This window comes from Streptomyces sp. NPDC025638 (assembly GCF_055558775.1).
Map to the genome: position 1 here is coordinate 297,829 of NZ_JBVHLX010000012.1, position 17,228 is coordinate 315,056.

Genomic DNA, 17,228 nt, shown 5'->3' on the forward strand with positions numbered 1-17,228 from the left:
GAGCGGCCGGTGGGTGGGGCGCCGCGGCTGGGTGGTGGCACGCCGGGTCGGCATAGCGGCCTGCGGCCGGTGGGCGGTGGGCGGTGGGGCGCGGGGCTGGGTGGCGGGACGCCGGGCGGGCTTGGCGGCGAGCGGCCGGTGGGCGGTGGGGCGCGGGGCTGGGTGGCGGGACGCCGGGTGGGCTTGGCGGCGAGCGGCCGGTGGGTGGGGCGCCGCATAGCGACCTGCGGCCGGTGGGCGGTGGGGCGCGGGGAGGCAGATGGCGGCACGCCGGGTCAGCTCAGCGGCAAGTCGCCGGTGGGCGGTGGGGCGCGGGGAGGTGGGTGGCGGGACGCCGGGTCGGCACAGCGGCTTGCGGCCGGTGGGGGCGGGGTGCGCCTGGGCCGGGTGGTGGCAGGCCCGCCGGGTTCGGCGGCTTGGGGTCGGTCGCGGGGGGGCGGAGCCTTGAGGCGAAGGCGCGGAGGGGGCTCGGGGCGGTGGTTGGTCGTTTTGGGTCAGTGACTGGGTGAGGACGGGCTGGTGGTGAGGGTCTGGAGTGGCGCAGATCTTCCAATCACCCGCTGGATGACGGGAGGCAGTGCCTCGCTGGTCACATTGGCCCCACCAGTCACGCAGGGTGGGTGATTGGAAAGGATGGGCCAGCGGGAGCCCCGGCATGGGCCACAGGCGTGCCCCACCCTGCGTCGCACGTCTCCCCGCCCCCGACCGCAGTCCGCCAGCCCGCCGGGCCCCATCCGCATCCCGCCCCGGCCCCGCTGCCAACCCACCACCCGCAGACCGCAGGCCGCTGTGCCGACCCGGCGTCCCGCCACCCACCTCTCCGCGCTCCACCGCCCACAGCCCGCAGGCCGCTTTGCCGACCCGGCGTCCCGCCACTCGCCTTCCGCGCCTCGTCACCCACCGGCGGTAGGCCGCTAAGCCCACCCGGCGTGCCGCCACCCAGCCGATGCGCGCCCCACTGCCCATCGGCGGCGGGCCGCCAAGCCTGCCCCGGCGTCCCGCCACCCAGCCCCCGCGCCCCACCCCCCACCACCCGCAAGTCGCTAAGCCCGCCCGGCGTGCTGGCGAGGCGCGACCGCGCCCCCCGTCACCCCGGACGCAAACGCAGCCCACCCAAGGGCCCGACGCACCCAAGCCGGCCACTTCCCCCCCCGGCCGCCCGCTCGCTTCCAACCCGTGCTGGAACGCCCCTAGTCAAGGGTGCCCCGCAGGGGCATCGCCGAAGGCGACGCGACCGAAGGGAGCGCCCTTTACTCGGGGCGTGGAAGCACGACACTGACAAAGAAGCGGGCGGCCCCACGGCAACCTTCGAAGTCGCGTGCACTCCAGCGCCGCCCCGCCCGCCGCAGCCACCCGCACAACGCAAAGAGGCCCGTACGACCGGAGTCGTACGGGCCTCTTCGACAGCTACCAGGCCAGAGACCTGGCCGGGTCAGTTCAAGATCACTTGTTGATCTTGGTGACCTGGCCGGCGCCCACCGTGCGGCCACCCTCACGGATGGCGAACTTCAGGCCCTCTTCCATGGCGACGGGCTGGATGAGCTCCACCGTCATCTCGGTGTTGTCACCCGGCATGACCATCTCGGTGCCCTCGGGGAGGGTCACGACGCCGGTCACGTCCGTCGTACGGAAGTAGAACTGCGGACGGTAGTTGTTGAAGAACGGCGTGTGGCGGCCACCCTCGTCCTTGGAGAGGATGTAGGCCTGCGCCTCGAACTCGGTGTGCGGGGTGACCGAGCCCGGCTTGATGATGACCTGGCCGCGCTCGACGTCCTCGCGCTTGATGCCGCGGAGGAGGAGGCCGACGTTCTCGCCCGCCTGGCCCTCGTCGAGCAGCTTGCGGAACATCTCGATGCCGGTGACCGTGGTGGTGGTCTTCTCGGTCTTGATGCCGATGATGTCGACGGTCTCGTTGACCTTGAGGACACCACGCTCGATACGGCCGGTGACGACCGTACCGCGACCGGTGATCGTGAAGACGTCCTCGATGGGCATCAGGAACGGCTTGTCGACGTCACGCTCGGGCTCCGGGATGGAGGTGTCGACGGCGTTCATGAGGTCGAGGACCGACTGGGTCCACTGCGCGTCGCCCTCAAGGGCCTTCAGCGCGGAGACACGCACGACCGGCAGGTCGTCGCCCGGGAACTCGTACTCGGAGAGGAGCTCACGGACCTCGAGCTCGACGAGCTCCATGATCTCCTCGTCGTCCACCATGTCGGCCTTGTTCAGGGCGACGACGATGTACGGAACGCCGACCTGGCGGGCCAGGAGCACGTGCTCCTTGGTCTGCGGCATCGGGCCGTCGGTGGCGGCGACCACGAGGATCGCGCCGTCCATCTGCGCGGCACCGGTGATCATGTTCTTGATGTAGTCCGCGTGACCCGGGCAGTCGACGTGGGCGTAGTGACGCGCCTCGGTCTGGTACTCGACGTGCGCGATGGAGATGGTGATACCGCGCTGACGCTCTTCGGGCGCCTTGTCGATGTTGTCGAACGGGGTGGCCTCGTTCAGGTCCGGGTACGCGTCGTGCAGCACCTTGGTAATGGCGGCCGTGAGGGTCGTCTTACCGTGGTCGATGTGACCGATGGTGCCGATGTTGACGTGCGGCTTAGTCCGCTCGAACTTCGCCTTCGCCACTGGGGTCCTCCTGTGGAGTGGTTCTGTACGCCTTACTTCATCGGCGCCAGGTGATCTTTGCTGGAAAGCCCGGAACCCGGGGCATTCGTCCAGGAATGTGGCCGAATGCCCCTTGAGGCTCCGGAGTCAAGCCTAAAGCGTGTGAACGCGGTGCGTTACTCGCCCTTGGCCTTCGCGATGATCTCCTCGGCGACGTTCCGCGGAACCTCGGCGTAGGAGTCGAACTGCATCGAGTAGCTTGCGCGACCCGACGTCTTGCTGCGGAGGTCGCCGACGTAGCCGAACATCTCCGACAGGGGCACGAGGCCCTTCACGACGCGGGCACCGGCCCGCTCCTCCATGGCCTGGATCTGACCACGGCGGGAGTTGATGTCGCCGATGACCTCACCCATGTAGTCCTCGGGCGTGGTGACCTCGACGGCCATCATCGGCTCGAGCAGCACGGGGCTGGCCTTGCGCGCGGCCTCCTTGAAGGCCTGCGAACCGGCGATCTTGAAGGCGAGCTCGGAGGAGTCGACCTCGTGGTAGCCACCGTCGATCAGGATGACGCGCACGCCGGTCATCTCGTAGCCCGCGAGGATGCCGAACTGCATGGCCTCCTGAGCACCGGCGTCCACCGAAGGGATGTACTCCTTCGGGATACGGCCACCGGTCACCTTGTTCACGAACTCGTACGAGGCGTCGCCGCCCTCGATGGGCTCGATCGCGATCTGCACCTTGGCGAACTGACCGGTACCACCGGTCTGCTTCTTGTGGGTGTAGTCCACGCGCTCGACGGCCTTGCGGATCGTCTCGCGGTACGCGACCTGCGGCTTGCCGACGTTGGCCTCGACCTTGAACTCACGGCGCATACGGTCGACCAGCACCTCGAGGTGCAGCTCGCCCATACCACCGATGATGGTCTGGCCGGTCTCCTCGTCCGAGTGGACCTGGAAGGACGGGTCCTCCTCGGCCAGGCGCTGGATCGCGACGCCCAGCTTCTCCTGGTCGCCCTTCGACTTGGGCTCGATGGCGACCTGGATGACCGGCGCCGGGAAGTCCATGGACTCCAGGATGACCGGGGCCTTGTCGTCGCACAGCGTCTCACCGGTCGTGGTCTGCTTCAGACCCATGACGGCGATGATGTCGCCGGCGCCCACCGAGTCGATCTCCTCACGCTTGTTCGCGTGCATGCGGTAGATCTTGCCGATGCGCTCCTTCTTGCCCTTGACGGAGTTCAGCACCGAGGTGCCGGACTCCAGGCGGCCCGAGTAGACCCGGACGAAGGTGAGCTTGCCGAGGTGCGGGTCGCTCATGATCTTGAACGCCAGCGCCGACAGCGGCTCGTCCTCGGACGGCTTGCGCTTGACGACCGTCTCCGGGTCCTTGACGTCGTGGCCCTCGATGGCCTCGACGTCCAGGGGGGAGGGGAGGTAGCGCACGACCGCGTCGAGCAGGGGCTGGACGCCCTTGTTCTTGAACGCCGTGCCGCAGAACACCGGGGTGACCGTGGTGTCCTTGGACTTGCCGGACGCGATGGTGATGCGACGGATCGCGGCGTACAGCTGCTCCACGGAGGGCTCGGTGCCCTCCAGGTACAGCTCCATGATCTCTTCGTCGTTCTCGGCCACGGCCTCGAGCAGCTTGCCGCGGTACTCCTCGGCAGCCTCGGTGTGCGTGTCCGGGATGTCGACGACGTCGTACATCTCGCCCTTGGTGGCCTCGGCGGACCAGACCAGGGCCTTCATCGTCACGAGGTCGACGACACCCTTGAAGTCGGCCTCGGCACCGATCGGGAGCTGCATGACGATCGGCTGGGCACCCAGGCGGTCGCTGATCATGTCGACGCAGCGGTGGAACTCGGCACCGGTCCGGTCGAGCTTGTTGACGAAGCAGATGCGCGGAACGCCGTAACGGTCCGCCTGACGCCACACCGTCTCGGACTGGGGCTCAACACCGGCGACGCCGTCGAACACCGTCACGGCACCGTCGAGCACGCGCAGGGAACGCTCCACCTCGACGGTGAAGTCGACGTGGCCCGGCGTGTCGATGATGTTGATGGTGTGGTCGACGTCTTCCAGCGGCCAGTGGCAGGTGGTGGCAGCAGAGGTGATCGTGATACCACGCTCCTGCTCCTGCTCCATCCAGTCCATGGTGGCAGCGCCGTCGTGGACCTCACCGATCTTGTACGAAACGCCGGTGTAGAACAGGATCCGCTCGGTGGTGGTCGTCTTGCCCGCGTCGATGTGGGCCATGATCCCAATGTTGCGGACCTTGGCCAGGTCAAGTGAAGTGGTAGCCATAAGGCTTCAGTCTTCTCTCGGTCTCGATGTGGGTAGCGACTACCAGCGGTAGTGCGCGAAGGCCTTGTTGGACTCGGCCATCTTGTGCGTGTCCTCGCGCTTCTTGACGGCCGCACCGAGGCCGTTCGAAGCGTCGAGAAGCTCGTTGAGCAGACGCTCGGTCATGGTCTTCTCGCGACGGGCGCGGGAGTAGCCGACGAGCCAGCGCAGCGCAAGGGTGTTGGCGCGACCGGGCTTGACCTCGATCGGAACCTGGTACGTCGCACCACCGACGCGGCGGGACTTGACCTCAAGGGTCGGCTTGATGTTCTCCAGCGCGCGCTTCAGCGTGATGATCGGGTCGTTGCCCGTCTTCTCACGCAGACCCTCCATGGCGCCGTAGACGATGCGCTCGGCGGTGGAGCGCTTGCCGTTCAGCAGCACCTTGTTGATCAGGGAGGTCACCAGAGGAGAACCGTAGACCGGGTCGATGATGACCGGGCGCTTCGGGGCGGGGCCCTTACGAGGCATTCTTACTTCTCCTTCTTGGCGCCGTAGCGGCTGCGGGCCTGCTTGCGGTTCTTGACACCCTGGGTGTCGAGCGAACCGCGGATGATCTTGTAGCGAACACCCGGCAGGTCCTTCACACGGCCGCCGCGCACGAGCACGATGGAGTGCTCCTGCAGGTTGTGTCCCTCACCCGGAATGTAAGCGGTGACCTCGATCCCGCTGGTCAGACGCACACGCGCGACCTTACGCAGGGCCGAGTTCGGCTTCTTCGGGGTGGTCGTGAACACACGCGTGCAGACGCCACGACGCTGAGGGGAACCCTCAAGTGCGGGCGTCTTGTTCTTCTCGACCTTGTCCTGCCGGCCCTTGCGGACCAGCTGCTGGATCGTAGGCACTACTTCTCCGGTTTCTGTGTGCCGATAGGTACAGCTAACCTGGAACGTCGCCGACCCACGCGGTCGGGTGTGTCGAATCCCGCGGACCTTTGCCGCCAGGCGAAAAAGGGCGCAGATTACGGTGGCCGGTGTCGGCTCGCCACGCGGTTGAAGGCACGCACGAGAGCCAGGGCACACCCCAGGCACAAGGTCTGAGCGTACCTACCTCACGGACTTCGGTCAAAACAAATGGAGTGCGCCCCGACACGCCGGGTTTGTCACCCTTGCAATCGTGGGCCCGGAGTGAATGTCGCGGGGTTGTCGCCGGTTCCGTGCCCATGCCAACGGCTTGTTCAGTACGTTGAACGGCTGCTGTACCGATCGTGGGGGACGGGGGAACACATGACGGCGGCCGACTTACCCGACGGGACCGGTCTCGACGACCGGGTGCCCTTCCTCGCGCGCCTGGAGAAGGGCGACCGCGAGGCGCTGCTCGACCTGGGCCGCGAGCTCGGCTTCCGCCCCCGGGACGTGCTGCTCCACCAGCACGAGCCCTCCTCGTACGTCCTCTTCGTCATCCACGGCTGGACCAAGGTCACCGCGGCCGCCGTCAACGGCTACGAGGCGCTGCTCGCCCTGCGCGGCCCCGGCGACATCGTCGGCGAGTCGGCCGCGCTCACCGGACGCCCGCGCTCGGCCACCGTGACCGCCCTGGAGCCGGTCCGCGCGGTCGCCGTCGAACGGGACCGCTTCACCGACTTCCTCGGGCACTCCCCCGACGTCTCCTACGCCCTCCTCGGCCTCACCTCCGACCGGATGCGCGCGGCCGACCAGCGCCGCCTGGAGTTCGCGTCCATGAACGTACGGGAACGCCTGGCCGCCCTCCTGCTGGAACTGGCCCGTACGAACGCCCGCTACACCGAGGCCGGCGTCGAACTCCTCGTCCCGCTCAGCAAGCAGGAGCTGGCCGGGTCGGTCGGGGCGTCGCGGGAGATGGTCCAGCGCCTGCTGAAGGAACTGCGGGACCGCGGGGTGGTGGTCACCGGCCGGCGGACGCTGCGGATCGTACGGATGGACGTGCTGCGGCGGATCGCGCGGGACGGGTGACGCGGGGGCCGGGACGGCCGACGCGGAAGCCCAGGGCGGCCGACGCGAAGGCCGGAACGGCTGACGCGAAGGCCCGGGACGGCCGACGCGGAGGCCCAGGGCGGCTGCCCCGGAGGCCCGGGACGGCCGACGCGAAGGCCCAGGGCGGCCGACGCGAAGGCACCGTGAGCGGACTACGGGGCAGCAAGCGCGTTCTGTGCACACGGTCACAGTTCGAGTGCGTCATCCGCCCTCTCCCCGGGGCCGCCCCACGCGCCACTCTTCTCGTCTCGCCGGGCGACAGCGCCAGCCCTCTTCCCGAAAGGCGATCATGACCGATCCCGTGAGCCGGACCATCCTGCTGCTCGACATCGAGCGCTACAGCGACCGGGACGACGTCGAGCAGGCCTACTTACGGCGGATGCTGTACGACGTCACCGACCGCGCCCTGGAGAGCGCCGGGATCGACGAGACGCTGCGCCTGCGGGCCGACCGCGGGGACTCCGTGATGGAGCTGATCGACGCCAACTCCTCCGTGCCGGCCCTGCTGCGGGCCCTGCTCACCTCGGTCCCGGCCCAGCTGCGGGCGGTCAACCGCATGGCGTCCAGCTCGGCGCAGATCCGGCTGCGCGGGGTCGTCGCCTCGGGGTACGTCGCCATCGACGAGCACGGCTGGGTCGGCTCCGATCTCAACCACGCCTGTCGCCTGCTGGACGCCGGTCTGCTGCGTGCCGCGCTGCGCGAGCGACGGGACGACTTCGCGCTGTGCGTGTCGGACGGGGTCTACACCGGCATCGTGCGGCACGACCACACGGGGGTCCCGGCGGCGGACTTCCACGAGGTGACCGTGGACAGCAAGAACGGCCCGCTGAAGGCGTGGCTGCACGGCCCGGTGCCCGAGGGGGCGGCCGGGCCACGGAACCACAGTGAAACGGGGGCGGGGGGAGCCCCGGTGCCGGGTACTTCGGGGGACGGCCCGGCACCGGGGCGGACATCGCCCTCCACTCCCCCCACGGGGGGCGTCGTCTTCAACTTCAACGGAGGCGCGCCCAGCTTCGGCGGCAGCCTGGTCGGCGGTGACCAGCACGGAGTCTCCGGCGGGCAGGTCACCGGAGATGTGCACCTCGGCGGGACCGGGGGTGACGCGGCGTGACGGTTCCGCCCGAGCAGCGGCCGCCGGAGACGGAGGCCGTGCGGGAGCCCGACGGCGACAGACCCGGGGAAGAGGCCGAGAGCGCCCAGGAGGCCCGCGCCGCCCAGCGTGAGCTGTTCGCCCACACCCCGGGCTTCATCCTCGGCTCGGCAGCCTCCTTCGGGGGCAGCCTGGTCGGCGGGGCCCAGCACGGGGTGTCCGGCGGGCAGGTCACCGGGGACGTCTTCATGGGCGGCAAGACCGAGATCCACCACCATGGTCCGACGGCCGCCTCGTACGCCTCCGGAGAGGTCCCGCGGGCCGAGCTCGACGCCCTGGACGCGGTCTTCGCCGAGGGCCCCGCCTTCGAGGCCGCCCTGCGCCGGCTGCAACAGGAGCGGATCGTCGTCCTGTCCGGCCCGCACGCCGCCGGCCGCTATGCCGCCGCTCTGATGCTGCTGCACCGCCTCGGCGTGCCCGCCGTCCACGCCCTGCCCGCCGAGACGACCCCCGCGACCCTGCCCGCGCAGCTCACCCGGCCGGGCGGCCATGTACTGCGCGACCTGCCGCTGACCCGCAACCGGCCGCTGCGCGACACCCATCTCTACGCGGCCGTGGACCAGCTCAAGAAGACCGACGGCCACCTGGTGATCACGGTCGAGAACTCACCGTTCCTCCAGGGCGTCACCCCGACGCCCTGGCAGCCGCCGGCAGCCGAGGACGTCGTACGGGCACATCTGGCCGTACGCCGGCGGGGCGAGACGGCGCGGCTGTTGGCGCTCGCGCCGGTTCGGGAGTTCCTCGCGCGCGGGCGGCGCCCCGCCGAGGCCGCCGAGTTCGCGCGGGAGCTGGCCGCGTACGACGGCAGTGACGAGGCGGGCGCCCGGCTCGCGGACTTCGGGCAGACCGCGGTGGAGAAGCAGTGCCGCGGCTGGCTCGGCGCGCCGGAGACGGAGCTGCGCGAGAAGGCCTTCCTGATCTCGCTCGCGGTCTTCGACCAGGCCCCGTACGTGCTCGCCGCCGAGCTCGCGGACCGCCTCTTCGTGCACTTCCAGAAGCTCCAGCATCCCGAACTGCCGCCCGAGATCCCGGTGTTCGGCCCCTCGGCCGCGGACCGGCTGGAGCGGGCGCACGCCGAAGGGGAGCTGCGGGACGAGCAGACCGACTGGGGTGCCGTACCGCAGTTCATGGCGGGGTTCCGGGAGGAGCGCACCGCGCGTGTGCTGCTCACCGAGGTCTGGACGGGGCACCCCTCCGCCCGGCCCGCGCTGGTGGCGTGGCTGCGTGAACTGGCCCGGGACGGGCGGCCGGTGGTGCGCACCCGGACCGCCGCGGCCGCCGCGCTGCTGGCCGCCGCCGATCTGCCCTCGGCGATCGCGCTGCTCATCGACGGCTGGGCCGACTCGAAGGCCTTCGGCCCGCGGGTGACGGCCGCCAACGCGCTCACCCTGGCCCAGCTCCTCGACGCGCCCGCCGTACCGCGGCTGCTCACCCAGTGGTGCACGGACCCGCACTGGGCCCGCCGCTGGACGGCGATCCGGGCCTTCGGCCTGCTCGCGCCGCTCCGCCCCGAGCTGGCGGGCCCGGCCCTGGCCGCGCTGGCGGGCCGGGCGCGGGCGGACGTCAGCAGCGACGCGGAGGCGGAGAGCCTGATCGAGTCGGCGGCCCTCCTGCTGTCCTCGGGGCGGCGCCCCGGCGAGGTGCTCTCCGAGTTCGTACGGCTGCTGTACCACGACACCCCGGCGGTCCGCGGCCTCGCTCTGAACGCCTTCGTACGCGCCTGCGACAACGCCGAGGAGGGCGCGCTCGTCGAGTGGTACGCCGACACCGGCATGTACGAGCCCGACTCGGCCCGCGACCTGGCGACCCTGTGGCGCACCGCCCTGGGCGACCGGGCCCACACCCGGCAGGCGCTGGGCGCGCTGCGCACCTGGGTGCATGTCGCCCAGCGCCGGGCGGACGCGGCCCAGGCCCTGGAGCTGCTGCTGCCCGCGCTGGTCGTCGAGGCCGCCGACCGTGACCGGCTCGACCACGAACTGCGCACCATGCGCGCGGAGGACGGGGGACCGCGGCCGCCCGTCGCCGACCGGCTGCTGGACGTGCTCCGGCCCGCCGCTTCGACTCTTTCCTGACCGACCCCGCAACACCCGAGGAGTTGTCCCATGGCGGACTTCCGCCGTCAGCCGGAGTGGCAGCAACAGGCCGACCGGCACAGCACGTTGATCGACCCGGTACTCACGGTGCGGCCGATCTCGCGGTTCGACTACACCGCGCGCCGGGTGGTCGGCGCGATCGACCACGCGCTGGTCTTCGCCACGGCGGGCGGCGCGTACGACGTGTACGTCCCGCCGCTCCGGCCCAGCCGTACGGACGCGGCGACGCGTCGCTACACCTCGGTGTACGAGGTGGACATGGGCAGCCACTCGGTCCGGCTGGAGCTGGAGTTGCCGAGTGACGACGACGCGTTCGCCTTCGGCGCGACGGCGGACCTGACCTGGCGGGTGCGGGATCCGGAGGCGTATGTACGCAGCGGTGAGCGCGATGTGCCGACCCGGCTGACCCGCGAACTGCAGCAGCTGGCCCGCCCGGTCAGCCGGCGCTTCCCGATCGAGGAGAGCCCGTCGGCGGAGGTCGAGGTCCAACAGGCCGTCGAGAGCGGAGCCTTCGCGGCGGGCATCGGGCTGGAGGTCACCTGCATGGTGCGGCTGCGGCTCGACGACGAGGCGATCGCCCATCGGCAGCGGAAGCGGACGCTGCGCTACGAGTCCGAGATGCTCGACCCGGAGCACGAGTTCCGGCTGCGGCAGGCGCGGCAGCAGTACGAGCTGGAGGCGCTGCAGCAGCGGCAGCATCAGCAGCTGGTCGCCGAGAAGATCAACTTCTATCAGTACCACCTCCAGTACGGCGGGGTCGGCGCGTGGGCCGTCCACCTGGCCGCCCACCCCGAGGACACACGGCTGGTCATCGACAACATCCACCAGGACCAACTGACCCTCATCAAGGCCCAGTTGGAGCAGCTCGGCAGCGACGACCTGGAGGACTACCAGAAGGCGGAGTCCCTCAAGCAGGTCCGCCAGGAGATAGACGCGATCATCCGTATGCGCGGGGCGGGTACGGGGGCGGCGGGGGCCCTGCCCGCGGCTCCGCAGGCGCCGGCATATCCGGGGCAGATGGGGCAGATGCCGCAGGGGCAGGCTCCGGCACCGGCGGCCTACCCGCCCCAGCACGGCGACCCGGCCGCGCCGTACGCGCCCGCCGACGGTCCCTCCCCCGGGTACGCGGTCCAGGAGGGGCCCGCGCCCGTCACCCCGCCGATGCCCGCGCCGTACACCCCGCCCCGGCCCGGTCCGGAACCGGAGGCGTCGTGACGACGCCCGGGACCACACCCCGCCCGGCGCCCGTCGGCTCCCCCGGTCCCGGCACCGCCGAGCGGCTCCTCGTCGAGATGCGCGGGGAGATCGCGCGGGCCGACAGCAAGGCGGCCGTGCTGGTCGCGGCGTTGGGGCTGACGGCCGGGGCGTTCAGCGGGCTGATGGCCGGGCGGAAGTGGGCGCCGGGGGTGCTGTCGGCCGCGGGGACCCTGCTGTGGTGGGCCGGCGCTCTCGCCCTCGCCCTGTCGCTGCTGGCGTTGCTGCTCGCCGTACTGCCCCGGTACCGCACCGGTGTGTGGACCCCGGGCCAGCCCCTCTGCTACTTCGGCGACGTCCAACAGGCCGTACGCGCGGGCCGGCTGGCCGATGCGCTCGCCGACACCGAACGCGACCCCGTCGCCGGGCTCACCGCGGCCCTCACCGAGACCAGCCGCATCGCCGCCCGCAAGCACCAGTGGATCCGTGCCGGCCTGATCGCCTTCTGCGCCGGCACGGTCCTGCTCCCCACCGCCCTGCTGGTCGGCTGACGCCCGCTCACACGAAACACGGCACCCGAAGGAAACGTCCCCATGTCCGAAACACCCGACCACGGTCCTTACCCGCCTCCGGAACCCCAGTACCCGACCACTCCGCCCGCCCCTACGTACCCGACGGCACCGCCCACGTATCCGGGCGCCGCCCCGCAGTACCCGACGGGCTCCGGCGCTCCGCAGTACCCACCGCAGTACCCGACCGCTCCGGCACCGCAGTACCCGACAGGCCCCGCCCAGCAGTACCCGATGACGCCCCCGCCGTCGCAGTTCCAGCCCACCGCTCCGCCCCACCCGGCCCCCTCTCAGGCGTCGCAGGCCGCCGCCCCGGACGATCTCGACTACCGTCACCTCGGCTCCCGCGTCCATGTCGCCGCCCATCAGCGCGGTGCCGACGCCACCGCCGTGGGGCGGCTCGTCGTGCATCTGCCGGGGGCGCTGGTGAGCGGTGCCGTGGTCGCCGCCGTCGGGACGGCGTTCGGCGGGACGGTGGGCGGGTGGCTCGCGGTTCTCGTCTGGCTGGCCAGCGGCGGGCTCGTGTTCCACCGGCCCGCCGAACTCCTCTTCGCCCGCAGGGTGTTGAAGCTCCGCGCGCCGACGGCCCTGGAGCGGTCCCGGCTGGAGCCCGTGTGGCGCGAGGTCATCGCCCGCGCGGGCATAGAGGCGCACACGTACGCGCTGATGGTCGAGAACAGCGACGAGCTGAACGCGTCCGCGGTCGCCGGGCATGTCGTGAGCGTCACGACGTACGCGCTGAACGAGATCCCGAGCGGCAACCTCGCCGCCGTACTCGCCCATGAGCTGGGCCATCACACCGGCGGTCACTCCTGGGCGGGGCTGCTCGGCTACTGGTACTCGCTGCCCGGCCGGATCGCCTGGGCCGTCACCAAGTTCCTGGCCAGTGTCACCGTGCTGGTGGCCAGCCGGTTCTCCGTGGTGGCGACCGGGCTGCTGGTGCTGTTCATGGGGATGTTCGTCGTCTTCGCGGTGATCAGCGCGTGGTTCGTGACCATTCCGCTGGTCCTCGCGCCGTATCTGCTCGCCTTCGCGGGGCGCCAGGGCGAGCTACGGGCCGACCAGCAGGCGGCCGCCCTCGGCTTCGCCCGGCAGATGACCGAGGTGCTGCACCGTCTGGAGGCCGAGGAGCAGGCGGAGGCCATCCGCGCCGCGGCCGCCGGGCAGCGTCTGGAGCGGCCGGGCCCGCTGGCCCGTCTGCTGTCCACCCACCCCGACCACGCCACCCGGCTGGCCCGTCTGGAGCCGTATCTGCGCACCGGACTGTGAGCGCGGTCCGCTCGGAAACGCCGGAGGGCGGCCACCCCGTGGGGTGACCGCCCTCCTTCGAGCGGACGCTCGCGCCTTACTGGTTGTACGGACCGTAGTCGTAGTCCTCCAGCGGAACGGCCTGGCCGGAGCCGGTGCCGAACGGCGAGTAGTCGATGTCGTCGTAGCCGACGGCCGAGTACATCGCGGCCTTGGCCTCCTCGGTCGGCTCGACCCGGATGTTGCGGTAGCGGGACAGACCCGTACCGGCCGGGATGAGCTTACCGATGATGACGTTCTCCTTGAGGCCGATCAGGGAGTCGGACTTGGCGTTGATCGCCGCGTCCGTGAGGACCCTGGTCGTCTCCTGGAAGGACGCCGCCGACAGCCAGGACTCGGTCGCCAGCGAGGCCTTGGTGATACCCATGAGCTGCGGACGACCGGAGGCCGGGTGACCGCCCTCCTGGACCACACGACGGTTCTCGGTCTCGAACTTCGAGCGCTCGACCAGCTCGCCGGGCAGCAGCTCGGCGTCGCCCGACTCGATGATCGTCACGCGGCGCAGCATCTGCCGGATGATGATCTCGATGTGCTTGTCGTGGATCGACACACCCTGCGAGTTGTACACCTTCTGGACCTCGCCGACCAGGTGGACCTGGACGGCACGCTGGCCCAGAATGCGCAGCACGTCGTGCGGGTTGGTGGCACCCACGGTGAGCTTCTGGCCCACCTCGACGTGCTCGCCCTCGCTGACCAGGAGTCGGGCGCGCTTCGAGATCGGGTAGGCCGTCTCGTCGCTGCCGTCGTCCGGCGTGATGACGATCTTCTTGGTCTTCTCGGTCTCCTCGATCCGCACGCGGCCGGAGGCCTCGGAGATCGGGGCGACACCCTTCGGGGTACGGGCCTCGAAGAGCTCGACGACACGCGGCAGACCCTGGGTGATGTCGTCACCGGCCACACCACCGGTGTGGAAGGTACGCATCGTCAGCTGGGTACCGGGCTCACCGATGGACTGGGCGGCGATGATGCCGACCGCCTCACCGATGTCGACCAGCTTGCCGGTGGCCAGCGAGCGGCCGTAGCACATGGCGCAGGTGCCGACGGCGGACTCACAGGTCAGGACCGAGCGGGTCTTGACCTCGGAGACGCCACGGGCCACCAGTTCCTCGATGAGGACGTCACCGAGGTCGGTGCCGGCCGGGGCCAGGACCTGACCGTCGACCACGATGTCCTCGGCGAGGCAGCGCGCGTACACGGACGTCTCGACGTTCTCCGCCTTGCGCAGCACGCCGGCCGCGTCGACCTCCGCGATGTGGAGCTTGAGGCCACGGTCGGTGCCGCAGTCCTCCTCGCGGATGATGACGTCCTGGGAGACGTCGACCAGACGACGGGTGAGGTAACCCGAGTCGGCGGTACGCAGAGCGGTGTCCGCGAGACCCTTACGGGCACCGTGCGTGGAGATGAAGTACTCCAGCACGGACAGGCCCTCACGGAAGGACGCCTTGATCGGACGCGGGATCGTCTCGTTCTTGGCGTTCGACACCAGACCACGCATACCGGCAATCTGACGCATCTGCATCATGTTGCCTCGGGCACCCGAGTTCACCATCATGAAGATCGGGTTGGTCTTCGGGAAGTTGTCGTTCATCGCCTCGGCGACCTCGTTGGTCGCCTTGGTCCAGATCGCGATGAGCTCCTGCGTGCGCTCGTCCTTGGTGATCAGACCGCGCTCGTACTGCTTCTGGACCTTCTCGTCCTGCGCCTCGTAGCCCTTGACGATCTCCTTCTTCGCCTCGGGAACGACGACGTCGGAGATGGCGACGGTGACGCCGGAACGGGTGGCCCAGAAGAAGCCGGCCGCCTTCAGGTTGTCGAGCGTCGCCGCCACGATGACCTTCGGGTAGCGCTCGGCGAGGTCGTTGACGATCTCGGAGAGCTGCTTCTTGCCGACCTCGTAGTCGACGAACGGGTAGTCCTCGGGCAGCAGCTCGTTGAAGAGCGCACGGCCGAGCGTGGTCTTCAGACGGAAGCTGTCACCCTGCTGCCACTCGGGCTCGCCCTCCTCCTGGGCCGGCGGGGTCCAGCCGCGCGGCGGGATGGTGCCCACCGGGAAGCGGATGTCCACGCGCGACTGCAGCGAGAGCTCGCCGGCGTCGAACGCCATGATCGCCTCGGCCACGGAGGAGAAGGAGCGGTCCTCGCCCTTCACGTTCCGCATCTCGCCGTCGGTGGTGAGGAAGAACAGACCGAGGACCATGTCCTGGGTCGGCATCGTCACCGGACGGCCGTCGGCCGGCTTGAGGATGTTGTTCGAGGACAGCATCAGGATGCGGGCCTCGGCCTGCGCCTCCGCGGACAGCGGCAGGTGCACGGCCATCTGGTCACCGTCGAAGTCCGCGTTGAACGCGGTGCAGACGAGCGGGTGGATCTGGATGGCCTTGCCCTCGACCAGCTGCGGCTCGAAGGCCTGGATGCCGAGGCGGTGCAGGGTGGGCGCACGGTTCAGCAGCACCGGGTGCTCGGCGATGACCTCTTCGAGGACGTCGTACACGACGGTGCGGCCGCGCTCCACCATGCGCTTGGCGCTCTTGATGTTCTGCGCGTGGTTCAGGTCGACCAGGCGCTTCATCACGAACGGCTTGAAGAGCTCCAGCGCCATGGCCTTGGGCAGACCGCACTGGTGCAGCTTCAGCTGCGGGCCGACGACGATGACGGAACGCGCCGAGTAGTCGACTCGCTTACCGAGCAGGTTCTGACGGAAGCGGCCCTGCTTGCCCTTCAGCATGTCGCTGAGGGACTTCAGCGGGCGGTTGCCGGGGCCCGTCACCGGGCGGCCGCGACGACCGTTGTCGAAGAGGGCGTCAACAGCCTCCTGAAGCATGCGCTTCTCGTTGTTGACGATGATCTCCGGGGCACCGAGGTCCAGGAGCCTCTTCAGACGGTTGTTGCGGTTGATCACACGGCGGTACAGGTCGTTCAGGTCGGAGGTCGCGAAGCGGCCACCGTCCAGCTGCACCATCGGACGCAGGTCCGGCGGGATGACCGGCACGCAGTCGAGGACCATGCCCTTGGGGCTGTTGGACGTCTGCAGGAACGCGGAGACGACCTTCAGCCGCTTGAGGGCACGGGTCTTCTTCTGGCCCTTGCCGGTACGGATGATCTCGCGGAGCTTCTCGGCCTCCTCCTCCAGGTCGAAGGACTCCAGGCGCTTCTGCAGGGCCTGGGCGCCCATCGAGCCGTCGAAGTACGTGCCGAAGCGGTCACGCAGCTCGCGGTAGAGCAGCTCGTCGCCCTCGAGGTCCTGGACCTTGAGGTTCTTGAACCGGGTCCACACCTCGTCGAGCCGGTCGATCTCGCGCTGCGCACGGTCGCGCAGCTGCTTCATCTCGCGCTCGGCACCCTCGCGCACCTTGCGGCGCACATCGGCCTTGGCACCCTCGGCCTCCAGCTCGGCCAGGTCGGCCTCGAGCTTCTTGGCGCGGGCCTCCAGGTCGGCGTCGCGGCGGTTCTCGACCTGCTGGCGTTCCACGGAGACATGCGCCTCCAGGGAGGGCAGGTCGCGGGTGCGGCGCTCCTCGTCGACGTACGTGATCATGTACGCCGCGAAGTAGATGACCTTCTCGAGGTCCTTGGGAGCCAGGTCGAGCAGGTAGCCCAGCCGGCTCGGGACGCCCTTGAAGTACCAGATGTGCGTGACGGGCGCGGCCAGCTCGATGTGGCCCATCCGCTCACGGCGCACCTTCGCACGCGTGACCTCGACGCCACAGCGCTCGCAGATGATGCCCTTGAAGCGGACGCGCTTGTACTTGCCGCAGTAGCACTCCCAGTCCCGGGTCGGACCGAAGATCTTCTCGCAGAAGAGTCCGTCCTTTTCGGGCTTGAGGGTGCGGTAGTTGATGGTCTCGGGCTTCTTGACCTCGCCGTGGCTCCACTGACGGATGTCGTCCGCGGTGGCCAGGCCGATCCGGAGCTCGTCGAAGAAGTTGACGTCGAGCACTATGCGTCAATCCCTCTCAGGGTCGTAAGTCTGTGGTCTGAAACGGGGGCCTGGGGGTCGGCGGAGC

General features: G+C 70.0%; 11 protein-coding genes. 6 read left to right on the top strand and 5 right to left on the bottom strand.

From position 1 onward, the window contains the following. Nucleotides 1-1,443 precede the first annotated feature (1,443 nt). The 4 genes from tuf to rpsL all read right to left on the bottom strand — a co-directional run bounded on the left by tuf (nt 1,444) and on the right by rpsL (nt 5,803). The gene (gene tuf, locus ACZ4EG_RS29875) at nt 1,444-2,637 is read right to left on the bottom strand and encodes an elongation factor Tu (protein ID WP_263211576.1); all 1,194 of its coding nucleotides are present in this window, start codon (nt 2,635-2,637) and stop codon (nt 1,444-1,446) included. Between the two features lie 155 nt (nt 2,638-2,792). Next, complete coding sequence (gene fusA / locus ACZ4EG_RS29880; protein ID WP_390710239.1) at nt 2,793-4,919, bottom strand: elongation factor G; 2,127 nt, start codon at nt 4,917-4,919, stop codon at nt 2,793-2,795. A gap of 39 nt (nt 4,920-4,958) precedes the next feature. After that, complete coding sequence (gene rpsG, locus ACZ4EG_RS29885; RefSeq protein ID WP_003992340.1) at nt 4,959-5,429, bottom strand: 30S ribosomal protein S7; 471 nt, start codon at nt 5,427-5,429, stop codon at nt 4,959-4,961. A gap of 2 nt (nt 5,430-5,431) precedes the next feature. Then, complete coding sequence (gene rpsL / locus ACZ4EG_RS29890) at nt 5,432-5,803, bottom strand: 30S ribosomal protein S12 (protein WP_003948652.1); 372 nt, start codon at nt 5,801-5,803, stop codon at nt 5,432-5,434. 381 nt (nt 5,804-6,184) lie between these two features. On the opposite strand from rpsL, the gene ACZ4EG_RS29895 reads away from it, so the two are divergent. The 6 genes from ACZ4EG_RS29895 to ACZ4EG_RS29920 all read left to right on the top strand — a co-directional run bounded on the left by ACZ4EG_RS29895 (nt 6,185) and on the right by ACZ4EG_RS29920 (nt 13,185). Next, nucleotides 6,185-6,889, top strand: coding sequence for a Crp/Fnr family transcriptional regulator (locus ACZ4EG_RS29895; RefSeq protein ID WP_467792770.1), 705 nt, complete (start codon nt 6,185-6,187; stop codon nt 6,887-6,889). A 310-nt stretch (nt 6,890-7,199) separates the two neighbouring features. Next, the gene (locus ACZ4EG_RS29900) at nt 7,200-8,021 is read left to right on the top strand and encodes a hypothetical protein (RefSeq protein ID WP_467792771.1); all 822 of its coding nucleotides are present in this window, start codon (nt 7,200-7,202) and stop codon (nt 8,019-8,021) included. Then, nucleotides 8,018-10,132: a hypothetical protein gene (locus ACZ4EG_RS29905; RefSeq protein WP_467792772.1), complete on the top strand. Its 2,115-nt coding sequence runs from the start codon at nt 8,018-8,020 to the stop codon at nt 10,130-10,132. The genes ACZ4EG_RS29900 and ACZ4EG_RS29905 overlap by 4 nt, the downstream gene beginning before the upstream one ends. 30 nt (nt 10,133-10,162) lie before the next feature. Beyond that, complete coding sequence (locus tag ACZ4EG_RS29910; protein WP_467792773.1) at nt 10,163-11,368, top strand: PE-PGRS family protein; 1,206 nt, start codon at nt 10,163-10,165, stop codon at nt 11,366-11,368. Beyond that, nucleotides 11,365-11,898 (top strand): Pycsar system effector family protein, encoded by a 534-nt coding sequence (locus ACZ4EG_RS29915; protein WP_467792774.1) that lies wholly within the window; start codon nt 11,365-11,367, stop codon nt 11,896-11,898. The genes ACZ4EG_RS29910 and ACZ4EG_RS29915 overlap by 4 nt, the downstream gene beginning before the upstream one ends. Nucleotides 11,899-11,940: 42 nt before the next feature. Next, nucleotides 11,941-13,185 carry a M48 family metalloprotease gene (locus ACZ4EG_RS29920; RefSeq protein WP_467792775.1) on the top strand — a complete coding sequence of 415 codons (1,245 nt, stop codon included), beginning with the start codon at nt 11,941-11,943 and terminating at the stop codon, nt 13,183-13,185. A 76-nt stretch (nt 13,186-13,261) separates the two neighbouring features. Here ACZ4EG_RS29920 and ACZ4EG_RS29925 read toward each other — a convergent pair whose 3' ends face one another. Further along, nucleotides 13,262-17,161, bottom strand: coding sequence for a DNA-directed RNA polymerase subunit beta' (locus tag ACZ4EG_RS29925; protein WP_363293639.1), 3,900 nt, complete (start codon nt 17,159-17,161; stop codon nt 13,262-13,264). Nucleotides 17,162-17,228: the final 67 nt, after the last annotated feature.

Excerpts from the sequence above, each read along its gene's own strand:
- fusA (WP_390710239.1), bottom strand. The coding sequence starts at position 4,919 with ATGGCTACCACTTCACTTGACCTGGCCAAGGTCCGCAACATTGGGATC.
- rpsG (WP_003992340.1), bottom strand. The coding sequence starts at position 5,429 with ATGCCTCGTAAGGGCCCCGCCCCGAAGCGCCCGGTCATCATCGACCCG.
- ACZ4EG_RS29895 (WP_467792770.1), top strand. The coding sequence starts at position 6,185 with ATGACGGCGGCCGACTTACCCGACGGGACCGGTCTCGACGACCGGGTG.
- ACZ4EG_RS29900 (WP_467792771.1), top strand. The coding sequence starts at position 7,200 with ATGACCGATCCCGTGAGCCGGACCATCCTGCTGCTCGACATCGAGCGC.
- ACZ4EG_RS29910 (WP_467792773.1), top strand. The coding sequence starts at position 10,163 with ATGGCGGACTTCCGCCGTCAGCCGGAGTGGCAGCAACAGGCCGACCGG.
- ACZ4EG_RS29920 (WP_467792775.1), top strand. The coding sequence starts at position 11,941 with ATGTCCGAAACACCCGACCACGGTCCTTACCCGCCTCCGGAACCCCAG.